This is a genomic window from Streptomyces sp. A3M-1-3 (assembly GCF_024213665.1).
In the GTDB taxonomy this organism is placed as follows: domain Bacteria; phylum Actinomycetota; class Actinomycetes; order Streptomycetales; family Streptomycetaceae; genus Streptomyces.
On record NZ_JANAVP010000004.1, the window covers coordinates 216,953 to 233,797 of the forward strand.

12 protein-coding genes and 2 pseudogenes are annotated in these 16,845 nt (G+C 72.6%); 13 read left to right on the forward strand and 1 reads right to left on the reverse strand.

Features of this window, described 5'->3' with window-relative positions:
• The first annotated feature begins 8 nt into the window (after positions 1 to 8).
• The 12 genes and pseudogenes from NLX86_RS06345 to NLX86_RS06400 all read left to right on the forward strand — a co-directional run bounded on the left by NLX86_RS06345 (position 9) and on the right by NLX86_RS06400 (position 15,299).
• Positions 9 to 1,211, forward strand: coding sequence for an ROK family transcriptional regulator (locus NLX86_RS06345; protein ID WP_254370591.1), 1,203 nt, complete (start codon positions 9 to 11; stop codon positions 1,209 to 1,211).
• An 82-nt stretch (positions 1,212 to 1,293) separates the two neighbouring features.
• A pseudogene (locus NLX86_RS06350) lies at positions 1,294 to 1,473 on the forward strand (ABC transporter substrate-binding protein); the annotation flags it as partial.
• Positions 1,474 to 1,478: 5 nt separating this feature from the next.
• Positions 1,479 to 1,734 (forward strand): annotated as a pseudogene (locus NLX86_RS06355) (carbohydrate ABC transporter permease); the annotation flags it as partial.
• 117 nt (positions 1,735 to 1,851) lie between these two features.
• Positions 1,852 to 3,117: a 6-phospho-beta-glucosidase gene (locus tag NLX86_RS06360; RefSeq protein ID WP_254370592.1), complete on the forward strand. Its 1,266-nt coding sequence runs from the start codon at positions 1,852 to 1,854 to the stop codon at positions 3,115 to 3,117.
• Positions 3,108 to 4,169 (forward strand): BadF/BadG/BcrA/BcrD ATPase family protein, encoded by a 1,062-nt coding sequence (locus NLX86_RS06365; RefSeq protein WP_254370593.1) that lies wholly within the window; start codon positions 3,108 to 3,110, stop codon positions 4,167 to 4,169. Before NLX86_RS06360 ends, NLX86_RS06365 begins: the two co-directional genes overlap by 10 nt.
• Before the next feature lie 168 nt (positions 4,170 to 4,337).
• Positions 4,338 to 5,732, forward strand: a complete 1,395-nt coding sequence (locus NLX86_RS06370) for a hypothetical protein (RefSeq protein ID WP_374213839.1) — start codon at positions 4,338 to 4,340, stop codon at positions 5,730 to 5,732.
• Positions 5,733 to 5,788: 56 nt separating this feature from the next.
• Positions 5,789 to 6,733, forward strand: coding sequence for a glutamate ABC transporter substrate-binding protein (locus NLX86_RS06375; RefSeq protein WP_254370703.1), 945 nt, complete (start codon positions 5,789 to 5,791; stop codon positions 6,731 to 6,733).
• 89 nt (positions 6,734 to 6,822) lie between these two features.
• Complete coding sequence (locus tag NLX86_RS06380; RefSeq protein ID WP_254370594.1) at positions 6,823 to 8,157, forward strand: hypothetical protein; 1,335 nt, start codon at positions 6,823 to 6,825, stop codon at positions 8,155 to 8,157.
• Entirely contained in the window at positions 8,154 to 11,381 is a 3,228-nt protein-coding gene (locus NLX86_RS06385; RefSeq protein ID WP_254370595.1) for a serine/threonine-protein kinase, read from the forward strand. Before NLX86_RS06380 ends, NLX86_RS06385 begins: the two co-directional genes overlap by 4 nt.
• 3 nt (positions 11,382 to 11,384) lie before the next feature.
• Positions 11,385 to 12,749, forward strand: coding sequence for a protein phosphatase 2C domain-containing protein (locus NLX86_RS06390; protein WP_254370596.1), 1,365 nt, complete (start codon positions 11,385 to 11,387; stop codon positions 12,747 to 12,749).
• A gap of 105 nt (positions 12,750 to 12,854) precedes the next feature.
• Complete coding sequence (locus NLX86_RS06395; protein ID WP_254370597.1) at positions 12,855 to 14,216, forward strand: VWA domain-containing protein; 1,362 nt, start codon at positions 12,855 to 12,857, stop codon at positions 14,214 to 14,216.
• 48 nt (positions 14,217 to 14,264) lie between these two features.
• Positions 14,265 to 15,299: an FHA domain-containing protein gene (locus tag NLX86_RS06400; RefSeq protein WP_254370598.1), complete on the forward strand. Its 1,035-nt coding sequence runs from the start codon at positions 14,265 to 14,267 to the stop codon at positions 15,297 to 15,299.
• On the opposite strand, the gene NLX86_RS06405 is transcribed toward NLX86_RS06400, so the two are convergent.
• Positions 15,280 to 16,284: a methyltransferase domain-containing protein gene (locus NLX86_RS06405; protein ID WP_254370599.1), complete on the reverse strand. Its 1,005-nt coding sequence runs from the start codon at positions 16,282 to 16,284 to the stop codon at positions 15,280 to 15,282. The two genes, NLX86_RS06400 and NLX86_RS06405, sit on opposite strands and share 20 nt — an antisense overlap.
• Before the next feature lie 149 nt (positions 16,285 to 16,433).
• On the opposite strand from NLX86_RS06405, the gene NLX86_RS06410 reads away from it, so the two are divergent.
• Complete coding sequence (locus NLX86_RS06410) at positions 16,434 to 16,838, forward strand: globin (protein WP_254370600.1); 405 nt, start codon at positions 16,434 to 16,436, stop codon at positions 16,836 to 16,838.
• Positions 16,839 to 16,845: the final 7 nt, after the last annotated feature.

The window sequence follows — 16,845 nt, forward strand, 5'->3', positions numbered from 1 at the left end:
GTGAGGTCATGGCCGGTACACGCGGAACACCGCGCGTACTGCGGGCCATGAACGACCGGGCCGCGCTGGATCTCCTGCTGGAGCACGGGCCGCTCTCCCGTACGAAGATCGGCAAGCTCACCGGTCTGTCCAAACCGACCGCCTCCCAGCTGCTGGCCCGCCTCGAAGCGGCGGGACTGGTCGTCGCCACCGGTACCACCGAGGGGCGGCCGGGCCCCAATGCCCAGCTGTACGCGGTCCACGCGCGGGCGGCCCACGTCGCCGCACTCGACGTGACGCCCGAGCGGACCCTGGCCGCCGTCGCGGACATCACCGGCGAGACCGTCGGCGAGTTCGAGCTGCCCACGCCCGGCCGCCGGGCGGACAGTGTCGTACGGCAGGTCTGCGAGGCCCTCGACGGCGCGGTCAGGGCCGCCGGCCTCACCCGCACCGAGGTGCACCGCCTCGTCATCGGTACCCCGGGCGCATTCGACCCGGGCACCGGACGGCTGCGGTACGCCAGCCACCTGCCCGGCTGGCAGTCCCCCACCCTGCTCGACGAGCTCGCGGCCGTCCTGCCGATGCCCGTCGAGTACGAGAACGACGTCAACCTCGCGGCGATCGCCGAGCAGCGCCTCGGCGCCGCCCGCGGCCACGAGGACTTCGTCCTGCTGTGGAACGAGGAGGGAATCGGTGCCGCCCTGGTCCTCGGAGGCCGGCTGCACCGGGGCTGGACGGGCGGTGCGGGAGAGGTCGGGTTCATGCCCGTACCGGGCACCCCGCTCGTCCGGCAGGTCACCAAGGCCAACAGCGGCGGCTACCAGGAACTGGCAGGCGCGCAGGCACTGCCCCGGCTGGCCCGCGAGCTCGGCATCGAGGGCGTCGGCCACGGCCCGCACACCGTGGTGGCCACGGCGCTGGTGACCCGGGCGGCGGCGGCCGCGGCCGACGGCCCGTACCGCCGACTGCTCGAAGCGTTCGCGACCGGTCTGGCCACCGGTCTCGCCTCGATGGTGGCCGTCCTCGACCCCGAGATCGTCGTGCTCTCCGGCGCGGTCATCGCCGCCGGCGGGGAGCCCCTGCGGGAGCTGGTCCAGGCAGAACTGGCCGAACTCGCCGCGTCCCGGCCCCGACTCGTCATCGGCGAAGTACAGGAACACCCCGTGCTGCGCGGCGCGTTGGAGAGCGCCCTCGCCACCACCCGCGACGAGGTCTTCGACACCTCCCGCTGACCCACCGCAGCACCCCTGCTCCGCCCGCCCCCCTCATCGGAACCGTCCGCCTCAGGGAGACACCGCCATGCCCAGACTCGCCCTGCGCGAAGGCCGCCGACTGACCGCTGCCGTCGCCGTCGCCGCGATATCCGTGCTCGCCTCCGCATGTACGGGCCGGACCGGCACCGCGGCGGACGACGACCCCAAGAAGGACGTCACGATCAGCTTCTGGCACGGCTGGAGCGCGCCGGGCGAGGTCAAGGCCATCCAGGACAACGTCGCCGCTGGTCCAAGCCCGCGCTCACCGCGCTCGCGCTCTGGGGCGTCGGCGACCTGATGGTGATCTTCATGGCCGCTGCTCGACGTACCGAAGGAGCAGTACGAGGCGGCGGACCTGGACGGGGCCGGCGCGTGGCAGCGGTTCCGCTTCGTGACCCTGCCGAACATCTCGCCCATCGTGATGTTCGCCGTGGTCACCGGAGTGATCCGGACCATGCAGTACTACACGCAGCCGCTCGTCGCGGGGAAGGTCGCCTCAGGGAATCTGACCATGGCGGCCACCATCCTGGTCATGGCACCCGTCATCGTCCTCTTCTTCTTCGCCCAGAAGGCATTCGTCGAGGGCGTCACGCTGACCGGAGTGAAGGGCTGACCCCAGATGAAGCTCGCAGTAGTGGGTGGCGGATCCACCTACACCCCTGAACTGATCGACGGGTTCGCCCGGTTGCGGGACACCCTCCCGGTCACCGAGCTGGTCCTCGTCGATCCCGCGACCGACCGGCTTGAGCTGGTGGGCGGGCTGGCCCGCCGTATCTTCGCCAAGCAGGGCCACCCGGGGCTCATCACCACGACGTCGGATCTGGACTCGGGCGTCGCAGGCGCCGATGCCGTGCTGCTGCAACTGCGCGTCGGCGGGCAGGCCGCCCGCGAACAGGACGAGACGTGGCCGCTGGAGTGCGGCTGCATCGGCCAGGAGACGACGGGCGCGGGCGGGCTGGCCAAGGCGCTGCGGACCGTCCCGGTGGTCCTCGACATCGCCGAGCGGGTCAGGCGGACCAACTCCGACGCCTGGATCATCGACTTCACCAACCCGGTCGGCATCGTGACCCGGGCCCTTCTCCAGGCCGGCCACAAGGCCGTCGGCCTGTGCAATGTGGCCGTCGGCTTCCAGCGCAAGTTCGCGAAGCTGCTGGATGTGGTGCCGGCCGATGTGCATCTGAACCATGTGGGCCTCAACCACCTCACCTGGGAGCTGGGTGTGCGTCTGGGCGGCCCGGACGGCGAGGACCTGATGCCGAGGCTGCTCGCCGAGCACGGCGACGCCATCGCCGACGACCTGCGGCTGCCGCGGGCCGTGCTGGACCGCCTGGGCGTCGTCCCCTCGTACTACCTGCGGTACTTCTACGGGCACGACGAGGCCGTACGGCAACTGAGGACCAAGCCCTCGCGGGCGGCCGAGGTCGCGGCCATGGAGAAGGAACTCCTCGCGATGTACGGCGACCCGGCGCTGGACGAGAAGCCCGCGCTGCTGGGCAAGCGCGGCGGCGCCTTCTACTCGGAGGCGGCGGTGGATCTGGCGGCCTCGCTGCTGGGCGACGGAGGTGGCGCGGTACAGGTGGTCAACACGTACAACAACGGGACTCTGCCCTTCCTCGCCGACGACGCGGTGATCGAGGTGCAGGCGCGGGTGGACCGTACCGGGGCCGTGCCGCTCGCCGTACCGGCACTCGACCCGCTGTACGCCGGGCTGATCGCCAACGTCACGGCGTACGAGGACCTGGCGCTGGAGACGGCTCTGCACGGCGGCCGGGACCGGGTCTTCAAGGCGCTGCTCGCGCATCCGCTGGTCGGCCAGTACGCGTACGCGGAGGCGCTCACCGACCGTCTGATCGCCCACAACCGGGAGCACCTGGCGTGGGCCTGACCGACAGCACCTCTCCCGCGGTACTCGCCATCGACGCAGGCAACAGCAAGACCGACGTGGTGGTGGTCGCCGCCGACGGCAGCGTGCTGGGGAAGGCCCGCGGGGGTGGGTTCCAGCCACCGGCGGTGGGGGTCGGGGCGGCCGTCGACGCCCTCGCGGAGACGGTCGGGGCGGCTGCCGCCGCGGCCGGCCTCGCGGACCTGTCCGGTGCGAATGGTGCGGGCGTTGGGGGCGGTCCCTTCGTCTCGCACGTCTCCGCCTGTCTCGCCAACGCCGACCTCCCGGTGGAGGAGCGCGAGTTGGCGGCGGCCCTGCAGGCGCGCGGCTGGGGCCGTACCAGCGAGGTGCGCAACGACACCTTCGCGATCCTGCGCGCAGGACTCCCGGGGGACGCCGAACCGCGCGGCGTGGCCGTCGTGTGCGGGGCCGGCATCAACTGCGTCGGGATGCTCCCCGACGGCCGGACCGCCCGCTTCCCGGCGATCGGCCGGATCTCGGGCGACTGGGGCGGTGGCGCCGGCCTGGCGGAGGAGGCCCTGTGGTTCGCCGCCCGCGCGGAGGACGGGCGCGGCGAACCGACCGCTCTGATGCGGACGCTCCCGGCGCATTTCGGCCTCGACAGCATGTACGCCCTCATCGAGGCGCTGCACCTGGGCCGCCTCCCGTACGCCCGCAGGCACGAACTGACCCCGGTGCTCTTCGCCACGAGCGCGGCGGGCGACCCGATCGCCCGGTCGCTCGTGCGCCGGCTGGCCGAGGAGGTCGTCGCCCTGTCGACGGTCGCGCTGTGCCGCCTCGGCCTGCTGGACGAGGAGGTGCCGGTGCTGCTGGGCGGCAGCGTGCTGGCCGCCCGCCATCCGGAACTCGACGAGCAGATCGCGAAACTCCTGGCCGCTCGCGCCCCGAGGGCGGTCATCCGCGTGGTGACGGCTCCGCCGGTGCTGGGTGCGGCCCTGCTGGGCCTGGACCATCTGGACGCGCCGGCGGAGGCGATGGTCCGGCTGCGGGCGCACTTGGGGGTGACGAACGGGACGGAACGGGAACCGAACTGATCTCTCCGGCGTATTCATGGTGGGGAGTTCGGATTGGGTTGGATTGGATCGGATCGGTTCGAATCGATTCGATCAAGATCCAGGCATCAGTGGTGTGCATGAAGGACCCTCCCGCCATACTGCTGGGCGGGAGACGGGCCACCGTCAAGTGACCAAGGGGGAGGTCAAGTGACACAGCCATCGAGTACGGGCACGGCACCGCAGCCGCCCGTGCCGCCCTCGGCACCGCCACCACTGCCCGCGCCACCGCCCGCGCGCCGCAGCGCCTGGGCCGAGGGCGTGGACCGGCTGCGTGCGGCGGCCACGACCGAGCCGGGCCGGCTGCGCATCATCGGGGCCGTGATCGCCGCGCTGGTCGTGGCGTTCGGCGCCACGACGGCGTGGCAGATCTCCGACCGCGCAGCCGCCGCCGACGACGTGGTGAGCCGCAGCCAGCCGCTCAGCGCCGACGCCGCGAGCATCTACCGCTCCCTCGCCGACGCCGACACGGCGGCGGCGAGCGGTTTCCTGGCCGGCGGGCAGGAACCGCACGAACTGCGCGAGCGGTACCGGAAGGACATCGCGAACGCGTCACGGCTGCTGGTGAAAGCCGCTGCCAGCACGGACAGTTCGGGCGACTCCGGGAAGCAGATCGCCCAGCTCAACGAACAACTCCCGGCCTACACCAGCCTGATCGAGCAGGCGCGGGCGAACAACCGGCAGGGCTTCCCGGTGGGCGGCGCCTATCTGCGCCGGGCGAACGAGAAGATGAGCACCGAACTGCTGCCCGCGGCCAAGGATTTGTACGAGTCGGAGACCGAGCGGCTCTACCAGGACTACGACGACGCCAACTCCTGGCCGTTCATCGCGCTGGGTTCGGGCGTACTGTCGCTCGGTGGCCTCGCATGGGCGCAGCGCCGCAACTACCACCGTACGAACCGGGTGTTCAACCACGGGCTGGTGGCCGCGACGGCCGCCTCCGCCGTCGTCCTGCTCTGGCTGGCGGTCGGGCACACTCTGGCCAGGTCCGGGCTGAACGAGTCACAGGCACACGGCCAGGAGTCCCTCAAAGTCCTCAACAACGCCCGGATCAGCTCGCTGCAGGCCCGTGCCAATGAGAACCTCACCCTGGTCGCGCGCGGAGCCGTGCTCGCCGAGGACGGGAAGTCCGACAAGTACGAAGCAGAGCACAACAGCGCCATGAAGACCCTCACCAGCGGGCTCGCCCGGGCACAACGCATCGCCGACGACAGCGAGGGACGCGAGCCGGTGGCGGGAGCCCAGGCGGGCATGACTGAATGGAAGAAGCGGCACACGGCCGCCAGGGACACCGACAACAAGGGTGACTACGACGGCGCCCTGGCGCAGATCATCGGCGCCAAGAACAGCACCGGCGAGTGCTTCGACGAGGTGGACGCCTCGCTGGAGAAGGCGCTCGCCCATGAGCAGCGTGAGTTCAAGCAGGCTGCGCAGGACGGCCGAGGCGCAATGACCGGGCTCGCGCTGGGTGCGGCCGTGCTGGCCGTACTGGGCGCGATGGCCGCCGTCCTCGGCATCGGCCGCAGGCTTTCGGAGTACAGGTGAGAGGGGGAGCGGTGACCAGGACCAGCAGATTTCGCGGCTGGGGCGGCGTGACGGGGATGGCCGCCGCCTGTGCGCTGACGGCCGCCGCCGTACTGCTGCCGCTGACCGTGGCCGGAGGGAACCCGGACGCGGGGGCCGCCGGGGCCGCCGCCGCGCACGGCTCGGCGGGTGCGCAGCCGGCCAAGGCCGACACGTGCCAGAACCCGGAGGCGAGCCTGACTCCGTCCGCCGCGGACGGCGCCACCATCGACCGGATCAAGAAGGCGGGCAAGCTCGTCGCCGGCGTCGACCAGAACAGCTTCCGCTGGGGTTACCGCAATCCGGCCACCGGGCAGCTCGAAGGCTTCGACATCGATCTGGTCAGGGCCGTAGCGCAGGAAATCCTCGGTGACCCGGAAGCGGTCATCTACCGGGCCATTCCCACCAGTCAGCGCATACCGGCGCTGAAGGACGGCCGGGTTGATATCGTCGTCAGGACGATGACGATCAACTGCAAGCGCCTGGCGGACGTCGCGTTCTCCACCGCCTACTTCGAGGCGGGCCAGCAGGTGCTCGTCCCGGCCGGGTCGTCGATCAAGGGGTACGACGCCACCCTCAAGGGCAAGAAGATCTGCTCCGCCAGCGGCTCCACGGCGGAGACGGCGCTCAAGGCCAAGTCGTTCGGCGCCGATATCTCCGTCACCGTGCCCAACCAGCTGGACTGCCTGGTCAGGCTGCAGCTGGGCGAGGTCGACGGGGTCGTCACGGACAACGCCCTGGCGGCGGGCCAGGCCGCGCAGGACCCCTCGGTGAAGCTGGTGGGCACACCGTTCACCAAGGAGTTCTACGGCGTGGCGATGAACAAGGAAGCCACCGACCTGGTACGCCGGGTGAACAAGGTTCTGGACGGCTACCGCCAAGGCGGCGCGAACAGCCCCTGGATGGCGGCCTACCGTAAATGGCTGGCCGCCGACATGCCGGACCTCACCGGACCACCGGCCCCGAAGTACCGGACGGGCTGAGCGTATTGGGCGGATCCGGCCGGACAGGGACACAGCTCGACGGCAACTACGACGGCAGCAACGTGGTCAGAGACTCGGAGGGGTGATCGATGGGCGGCGCGGGACCCTCCCCCCACTTCGCGGGGGGACCACCGGGCCCGGTGATGGACCGGGACGAGGTGGACCGTGCGCTGGCTCGGCTCGGCGCGGAGCACGAGGCGATCGAGACCTCGCTCCTCGCCCTCCAGGACCACGCGGGCCGCAGGCTCCTCGAAGGCGCCGAGCTGACCGGCACCACCAAGGACCGCTGGGCCGGGACCGAGCAGGCCGTCTCGCTGCTCTGGTCCTACTTCGACGCGTACACCGCCGCTCTCACCGATGCCCGCGAGAAGCGCGGCAGGCGGCGCTGGCCCACCCGTGAGGACCTGACCGAGCTGACCGAGCTGCTGCGCGGCCGCTGCGTCACCATCGCCGGCGGCACCTCCGGGCATGCCGCCCCCTCGATCACCGGACCCGCCAAGCTCACCGAGGAGTTCACGCTCGAGGAGCTGGTCGGCCGGATGAACGAGCTGTACGCGCAGTCGCTGGACATGGTGGTGGCGGCGGACGCGGTGTGGTCCGCCCTGCCCGCCCGGATCGACCTGCTCTCGGCCGAGCTGCACCGCACCCGTTCGCTGGCGCACTCCGTCGGCGTACGGCCGGGCGAGCACCCCTCGGGCGACGACCTGGAGTCGATCACGCATGAACTGACCACGCTGCGCGCGCAGGTGGTGTCCGACCCGCTGGCGTTCTGGGTGCCGGCGCCCCGCAGTTCCGCCCCCGGTGGCGGACGCCCCGACACCGGACGGTACGACCGGGCGGCCCGGGCGCTGGAGGATGTCCGGCGCGAGATCGAGGCGGTCCTGGACGTCCGTCAGGACGCCGAGCAGCGGCTGCTGAGCCTGCGCGATGTGCTCTCGCGTGCCGACCTCACGCTCTCCGAGGCGCGGGCCGCACGCGGCGAGGTGCTGGCCAAGATCGCCGCCTCCGAGGTGCCGGCGGTCAGCGGCCCGTCGACCGCCCTGCAGGAGCAGCTGGCGACGGCGGCCGAGTACCGCAGGCACGCGCAGTGGCACCGGCTCTCCCCGCTCCTGGAGTCCCTGGAGCGCCGCGCTGAGGACGAACTGATGCGGGCCCGCGAGTCGTTGACCGCGGTCACCGCGCCGCTCGCGGTCCGGGCGGAGCTGCGCGGCCGCCTCGACGCGTACAAGGCTAAGGTCGCCCGGCACGGCATGGCCGAGGACCCGCTGCTGATCGAGCGGTACGACGCGGCCCGGCGGATGCTGTGGAGCGCGCCCTGCGATCTGCGCGCCGCCGAGCAGGCGGTCCTGCGCTTCCAGCAGGCCGCGGCAGAAGTCCTGGTCCCGCGACAGTCCGGGCCCACCGACCGCAGGGGGGAATCATGAGTGAGGCGGCGAAGTGCCAGCGCCCCGGGTGCGAGGGCTCGTACGAGGACATGGGCGGCGGGGAGCTGTACTGCGGCACGTGCGGGCTCGCCCCCGTCGTCGCGCCGAACGGCGGCCTGACCTCCCCGCCGACCGGCATCACCGGTGGCCGGGGCCGCGGCAGCAACAGCAGTTCGGCGCGGAGCGGTTCGCAGGGGTCCGCGCGCTCGTCCCACTCCTCCCGCTCCTCCCGTTCCTCCCGTTCCTCCACCTCCCGGCGGTCGGTGTCCGGGCGGCTGTCCCGCTCGCTCTCCGGTGTCGGCAGCGCGCGGTCCGTCTCGGTGCGCAGTTCCGGATCCACCACGTCGTCGTCCGGGCGCAACCGGCTCGGTGCCGGGCTGGTCGCCGTGCCGGAGGTGCCGCGCCCCGATCCGGCGGCGGCGGTGCTGGAGAACCCGGAAGTTCCCGAGCGGAAGCGGTTCTGCTCGCGTTCGGACTGCGGGGCGCAGGTGGGGCGCTCCCGCGGTGAGCGGCCCGGCCGCACGGAGGGCTTCTGCACCAAGTGCGGGCACCCGTACTCCTTCGTGCCGAAGCTGCGCACCGGCGACATCGTGCACGGCCAGTACGAGGTGGCGGGCTGCCTGGCGCACGGCGGCCTGGGCTGGGTCTACCTCGCCTACGACCGGGCGGTCTCGGACCGCTGGGTGGTGCTGAAGGGTCTGCTCGACACGGGCGACCAGGACGCCATGGCCGCGGCGATCTCGGAGCGACGCTTCCTCGCCGAGATCGAGCACTCCAACATCGTCCGCATCTACAACTTCGTCGAGCACCTGGACCAGCGGACCGGCTCCATGGACGGCTACATCGTCATGGAGTACGTCGGCGGCAAGTCGCTCAAGGAGATCGCCAATGACCGGCGCGGGCCGGCCGGCCGGCGTGATCCGCTGCCGGTCGAACAGGCGTGTGCGTACGGCATCGAGGCGCTGGAGGCGCTCGGCCATCTGCACAGCCGGAACCTGCTGTACTGCGACTTCAAGGTCGACAACGCGATTCAGCAGCAGGACCAGCTCAAGCTCATCGACATGGGCGCGGTCCGCAGGATGGACGACGACGAGAGCGCGATCTACGGCACGGTCGGGTACCAGGCGCCGGAGGTTGCGGAGGTGGGCCCGTCCGTCGCCTCCGACCTGTACACGGTGGCGCGCACGCTGGCCGTGCTGACCTTCGACTTCCAGGGGTACACGAACGTCTTCGTGGACAGCCTGCCGGACCCCGACAACATCGAGGTCTTCCGGACGTACGAGTCCTTCTACCGGCTTCTGGTCCGGGCGACCGACCCTGATCCGGCGCGGCGGTTCGCCTCCGCGCAGGAGATGGCCGAGCAGCTGACGGGCGTGCTGCGCGAGGTGGTGGCGCTCCAGACAGGCCGTCCGAGACCTCAGCTGTCGACGCTGTTCGGCCCGGAACTCAAGGTCACGGACTCAGAGTTGTTCGCCGAACTGGCGGACGACGTCACCCAGCTCGGTGCGCGTACGCCTCCGGCGCGGCGAGGAGTACGCGGTCGCGGTCGCGGAGCGGCCCGTACCGCCCTGCCGCCGGGCGCGATCCCGGCCCAGCCGGTGGGCGGCGGAGCCGCGGTGGGCGGCGCAGCCGCGGTGGGCGGCGGAGCCGCCGGCGGCGCGGGAACCGCTGTCGGCGCCGGGACGACGGGCGCGCCCGCCCTCGGCACAACGGCCCCGCACCTCCCGCCCGCCGGCCCGGCCGCCGGATCCCCGTCCGGGAGCAGCGGGGGCGCCCCGTACGGTGCGGGCATCGTCGGCGCCGCCGCAACGCACGCCGCAGGCAGGGCGGTCGGCACTTCTGGTGCCGGGCAGCACCCCGGCGCCGCAGGCGGGAGCGCACCCCATGGCGGCGCAGCCGCCGGAGTCGGCACCGCCGGCGGCGGGGCGCATGTCCTGGGTGCCGCGCCCTCGGGCGCGGGACAGGGCCCCGCCGGTGGGGGCCCCTCCTACGGCGGCGCGACCCCGCCCGGCGTCGCCGCAGGCGCCTCCGGCGTGGGCGGAATCGCGCCGTACGGCAGCGGGGCGGCTGGCGCCTCCGGCACTCACACGTACGGCAGCCCGGGGACTCCCGGTGCCGAAGGCACCCCCGGGTACGGCGGCTCGTCGGGCGGCGGGGTGGCCGGCGGCAGCGGGCACGCCTATGCGGCGCCCGGCCACCCGGTATCCGGCACCGCGTACGCGCCCACGCACGCCGCGCTCCCGGTACCCGGCGCCGCAGGCGCCCCCGGCACCGTGGGGGGCCCGTACGCGCACGCGTACCTCGCTTCGCTCGACGCTCGGGCGACCTCGCTCGCGCTGCCCGTGCCCCGCGTCGATCCGAACGACCCCAACGCGGGGTTCCTCGCCGGGCTCATGGCCTCCGCGCCGGCCGAGCTGATAGCCGCCCTGCACTCCGCGCCCGCCAACTCCGTGGAGCGGCGGCTGCGTGAGCTGCGGGCCCGGCTGGAGATGGGCGAGCCGGCCTCCGCCGCCAGAGCGCTGGAGTCCCTGGAGGCCGACCACCCGGACGACTGGCGGGTGGTCTGGTACCGCGGTGTCGCCTCGCTCGTGACGGGCGACAACGAGATCGCGGCGCTGTCCTTCGACGCGATCTACGACGCGTTCCCGGGCGAACCCGCGCCGAAGCTCGCACTCGGCGTGTGCGCCGAGGTCCTCGGCCAGCTGGACAACGCGGCCGAGTACTACCGCCTCGTCTGGGCGACCGACCCGAGCTACGTGAGCGCCGCGTTCGGCCTCGCGCGGGTACAGCTGGCCGCCGGGGACCGGGCGAGCGCCGTACGGTCCCTGGAGTCCGTACCGGAGGCGTCGATCCACTACACGGCGGCGCGGGTCGCCGCCGTACGGGCGCGGCTGCGCCAACGCGCCGCGCACGACCCGCTGCTGGACGATCTGACCGCGGCCGCGGGGCAGGTCGAGGCCCTGCAGCAGTTCGGGCTGGATGCCGTACGCCGCGAGCGGTTGTCGACCGAGGTTCTGGGTACGGCGCTCGACTGGGTACTCTCCGGTAGCCGAGGGGCGCGTCCCGTACAGACGGCGCTGCTCGGCAGTCAACTGGACGAGCGGGGCCTGCGCTTCGGTCTGGAGCGCTCGTACCGCGTCCTCGCCCGGCTTGCACAGCGTGGCGAGGAAAGGATCGAACTGGTGGAGCGGGCCAACCGTCTCCGACCCCGGACGTGGGTGTGATTGATGTCGCGGATGCACCAACTGTCTGCCTGCCCCAGCTGTGAGGAACCGCTGGAGGAGGGTGACAAGTTCTGCGGTGTCTGCGGGTACGACCTGTCGGCCGTCCCGCAGCCGCCCGGCGACCACCCCACTGTGGCCCTCAACGGGTCGGGACCGCATGCCCCGTTGGAGTGGCCGGACGCGCCGGAGTTGGGCAGTTCCGACTCGCCCGCGCCGGTGCACCGGCCCGCCGACCTGCCCGGTACCGACTCGGGCGGGAGGGAACTCCCGTCGGCGGTGAGGTTCGACGGGCCGCCCGCCCCGGACGAGTACCCACTCGCAGCCCCCGCTCCGGCCCCGGCGTCCGCCCCGGCCCCGGCGCCCCCGGCCGCCCCCGCACCGGTCCCGGACCCCGCCGCGGACCCACGGACCGCCGCGCCCGGGACACCGCCGGCCGGCCAGGCCGCGGGGCCGGTCTGTGTGGCCTGCCGCGCGGGCCGCGTCGACGACGACGGGTACTGCGAGAACTGCGGGCACGCCCAGCCGCGCGAGCGCGACCACATGGAGCAGGAGCTCGGCGCGGTCGCGGCGGTCAGCGACCGCGGCCTGCGCCACCACCGCAACGAGGATTCCTTCGCGGTGTCCGCCACCGCGCTGCCGGACGGCTCCCCTGCCGTCGTGGCGATCGTCTGCGACGGTGTGTCGTCGGCAAGCCGTCCCGACGAGGCCTCGGCCGCCGCGGCGAGCGCGGCGAACGAGTCCCTGCTGGCCGCGCTGCCGCGCGGTACGCACCCGCAGCAGGCCATGCACGAGGCGATCGTCGCCGCCTCGGAATCGGTCAACTCCCTTGCCCAGGCGCAGTCCGACGCGCTGGAGCACGACCCGCACCGCCACCAGAACGCCCCGGCCTGCACGCTCGTCGGCGCCATCGTGGCCGGCGGCCTGCTGATCGTCGGCTGGGTCGGCGACAGCCGCGTGTACTGGGTGCCCGTCGACCGTACGACCCCGCCGGCCCGGCTCACGGAGGACGACTCGTGGGCCGCGCAAATGGTCGCGGCGGGCCTGATGAACGAGGCCGAGGCGTACGCCGACGAGCGCGCCCACGCCATCACCGGCTGGCTGGGCGCCGACGCGTACGAACTGGAGCCGCACACCGCGTCCTTCAAGCCGGACCGGCCGGGTGTGGTGGTGGTGTGCACGGATGGCCTGTGGAACTACGCGGAGGCGGCCGAGGAGATGGCGCGGGTGCTGCCCGCCGATTCCCACCACAGGCCGCTGCACAGCGCGCAGGTGCTGGTCGGCCACGCCCTGGACGGCGGCGGCCACGACAACGTAACAGTGGCCGTGCTGCCGTTCCCCGTGCCGCCGCAAGGGGCAGGATCGGCCTGAACGAACCGTCCCCCGCCGGACGGTGACCCGTCGCCGAACGTCACAGTTCCCGGGATCCATTTGTCTACTTGTCACTAGCCTGCGGAGCCTCAAGGAGTCGATTCGATGGCCAACTTCTCCAAGTCCCACGTGCCGCAGTTCTCCGTCGAGGTGTACCAGAACGAATACCTGCCGGAGGGCGGCCGCGAGGTCAACGCGATCGTCACCGTCACGTCCACCGGCGGCGGCACCAGCGGTGGCGTGCCGCTGACCGGCGTCGGGGCGTCGCCGTCGTCCATACCGGGGCAGGCACCCGGCGCGGCCGTGGTGATCATGGTGGACTGTTCCGGTTCGATGGACTACCCGCCGACCAAGATGCGCAACGCCCGCGATGCGACGGCCGCGGCGATCGACACCCTGCGTGACGGCGTCGCCTTCGCCGTCGTCGGCGGCACGCATGTGGCCAAGGAGGTCTACCCCGGCAACGGGCGGCCGGCCTCGGCCGACGACCAGACCCGCGCCCAGGCCAAGGAGGCGCTGCGCAAGCTCAGCGCGGGCGGCGGCACCGCCATCGGGACCTGGCTGCGGCTGGCCGACCGGCTGCTCGGGTCGGCCGATGTCGCGATACGGCACGGCATCCTGCTCACCGACGGCCGTAACGAGCACGAGTCCCCCGAGGACCTGCGGGCCGCCCTCGACGCCTGCGCGGGCCGCTTCACCTGCGACGCACGCGGTGTCGGCACGGACTGGGAGGTCAAAGAGGTCACCGGCATCGCCTCGGCGCTGCTGGGCACGGCAGACATCGTCGCCGACCCGTCGGGCCTGGCCGCGGACTTCACGCAGATGATGGAGAACGCGATGGGCAAGGAGGTCGCCGATGTCGCACTGCGGCTGTGGACCCCGGTGGACACGGAGATCAAGTTCGTCAAGCAGGTGGCGCCCACGGTCGAGGAGTTGACCGACCGCCGTACGGAGGTGGGCCCACGGGCCGGCGACTACCCGACGGGCTCGTGGGGCGACGAGTCCCGCGATTACCACGTGTGCGTGCAGGTGCCCGAGGCCGGGATCGGCCGGGAGATGCTCGCCGCCCGCGTCTCGCTCGTGCTGCCCGATCCGTCCGGTGGCGCGCCGCAGACCTTGTCGCAGGGTCTCGTACGGGCCGTGTGGACCGACGACATGGCGGCCTCCACCTCCATCAACCCGCAGGTCGCCCACTACACAGGTCAGGCCGAACTGGCGCAGGTCATCCAACAGGGCCTGGATGCCCGCAAGTCGGGCGACTTCGACGGCGCGACGGCCAAACTCGGCCGGGCCGTGCAGCTCGCCGGCGCCTCCGGGAACGAGGACACCGCGAAGTTGCTGGCGAAGGTGGTGGACGTCGTCGATGCGGCGACAGGTACTGTGCGGCTGAAGGCGAAGGTCGCGGACGCGGACGAGATGACCCTCGAAACGCGCTCCACCAAGACAGTTCGCGTGAAGAAGTCCTGATTTGCGGTCCCGGTGAGGGGCCGGACATGGAGAGGGGGAAGTGCCGACATGCCGACCTGCCCGAACGGACACCAGTCGGGTTCCGACGACTGGTGCGAGGTCTGCGGCCATCGCATGGCCGGTGCGGGCGCGCCCCCCGGCGCCATGCCGCCCCCGCCGCCCCCGCCGCCCGCTCCCGGATACGACGGCTACGGCTTCCCGCCGGCCGGCGGCGAGCCCACCGCCCAGGCGGAGCTGTGCCCGCAGTGCCGCACCCCGCGCGAGGCCATGGCCCCGTACTGCGAGGAGTGCCGGTACAACTTCCTGACGCACACGGCGACCTCCTACACCCCGGTCGCGCCGCCGCAGGCGCCCAGCCTCAACCTGCCCCCGGGCTTCCAGTCCCAGCCGCAGCAGCCGCCGCGTCCGCAGGACCCGTACGAGTACCAGAGCTCGCGTCCCTCACAGATGAACCGCCCGGCCGAACCGCTGGCGCCGGAGCACCCGGCGCCGTACCAGCCCATGCCGGGCCCCCCGCCGCCGCCCGGGTACCAGCAGCAGCCACCGCCGCAGCAGCACCAGCACCAGCACCAGCACCAGCACCAGCCGCAGAACGGCGGCGACGACTGGATGCTGCCGCCGCCGGTGCAGCAGACGCCCCAGCCTCAGCCTCCGCAGCAGCAGCAGTACCAGACGCCCGCGGGCTGGACGGCGACGATAGCGCCGGACCGCGAGTACTTCATGGCGATGATGCAGCGCAGCGGACCCGACGCGGCCGGCCTCAACCTGCCCGCCTACTCTCCGGAACAGCACCTTCCGCTGTCCGGCAACCAGATCACCATCGGCCGCCGCCGGCACTCCACGGGCGAGTCCCCCGACATCGACCTGTCCGTGCCGCCGGAGGACCCGGGCGTCTCCCACCAGCACGCCGTCCTGGTCCAGCAGCCGGACGGCACCTGGGCCGTGGTCGACCAGAACTCCACCAACGGCACCACGATCAACGGCGCCGAGGACTCGATCCAGCCCTATGTCCCGGTCGCGCTGAAGGACGGCGACCGGGTACACGTGGGCGCCTGGACGACGATCACGGTCCGCCGGGGCTGACCCCCACACTCCCCGGGTCAGCCCGCCGGGGGCCCAGCGGCCAGGCGTACGGGCCCTGCGGGTCGTCCAGCCAGGCCCACTGGCTGGTCGCCGTCACGGTCACCCCGAACCGTTCCCGCCCGGGGCGGTTCTCGCGTCGCCAGAGCGAGAGCGCCTCGTGCGGGTCCAGCGTGCCCGCGGTCAGCGTGAGCAGGAAGCGGAACAGCTCGTTCTCCAGCGCCTGCCGCGGCAGCCCGCCCACGTACGGCGGCACCAGCCCGGCCGCGCCCCCGCGCAACGGGACGAAGTACGCCGAGGTGCGCAGGAAGCACCCCTCCGCAGAAGTCGCGTCGCGGACCCGGAGTGCGATCAGGCCGGTGGACAGCGGCGCCAGGATGCGCGCTCCGGGCCGGCACTGGCCGAGCCAGGCGTGCGGTACGGCGGGCAGCGTGCAGGTCGCGACGATGCGGTCGAAGGGGGCGCGCGACGGACAGCCACGGGCGCCGTCGCCGGTGACCACCTTCGGGTGGTAGCCCGCAGCGGCGAGGTGACGACGAGCCGACTCCGTGATCTCCGGGTCGAGGTCGACCGTGGTGACCAGCGAGTCCCCGAGCCGGTGGCAGAGCAGCGCCGCGTTGTATCCGGTGCCGGCGCCGATCTCCAGTACCGCGTCCCCGTCCCGTACTTCCAGCGCCGCGAGCATCCGGGCCATCAGCGACGGCTGGCTGCTGGACGAGACCATCTCGCCGTCCCGGACCAGGGTGGCGATGGGGCTGTCCGCGTACGCCCCCGTCAGCCAGCGGGCCCGCTGCTCCGGGTCGGGGTCCTCGGCCCACAGCCGCTCGTAGCCGCCGGGCCGGCCGACGTAGTAGTACGGGACGAACAGATGCCGCGGCACCGCCGCGAACGCCGCCCGCCAGGCGGGGTCCGACAAGGCCCCGGTGGCGTCGATCTCCCGTACCAGCGCGGCATGCGCCGCTTCCTGCGCGTCCAGGTGTGCACCCATGCCTCCACTTTCCTGCGCGGGGGGCGGCGGGGCGAGTACCTGGGCGAGTAGTCCTAGGGGGTGTCCGGCGGATCTTGGCCGGGGCCGAGATCCGCCGGACACCCCCTAGGGCCGGAGTCCTCGGCCGAAGCGTCTGAGACGATGGAGGCGTGAAAGAGATTCCGCGCGGCACGCTTCAGGAGCAGACCTTCTACGAGCAGGTCGGCGGCGAGGAGACCTTCCGGCGCCTGGTACACCACTTCTACCAGGGAGTCGCGTCTGACCCGCTGCTCCGGCCCATGTACCCGGAGGAGGATCTGGGCCCGGCCGAGGAGCGGCTCGTCCTCTTCCTGATCCAGTACTGGGGCGGCCCCCGCACGTACAGCGACAACCGGGGCCACCCCCGCCTGCGTATGCGGCATGCGCCGTTCACCGTGGACAAGGCGGCGCACGACGCGTGGCTGAGGCACATGCGTGCGGCGGTCGACGAGCTGGGCCTGTCCGCGGACCACGAGCGGCAGCTGTGGGACTACCTCACCTACGCGGCCGCCTCGATGGTGAACGCCGACGGCTGACGGGCCG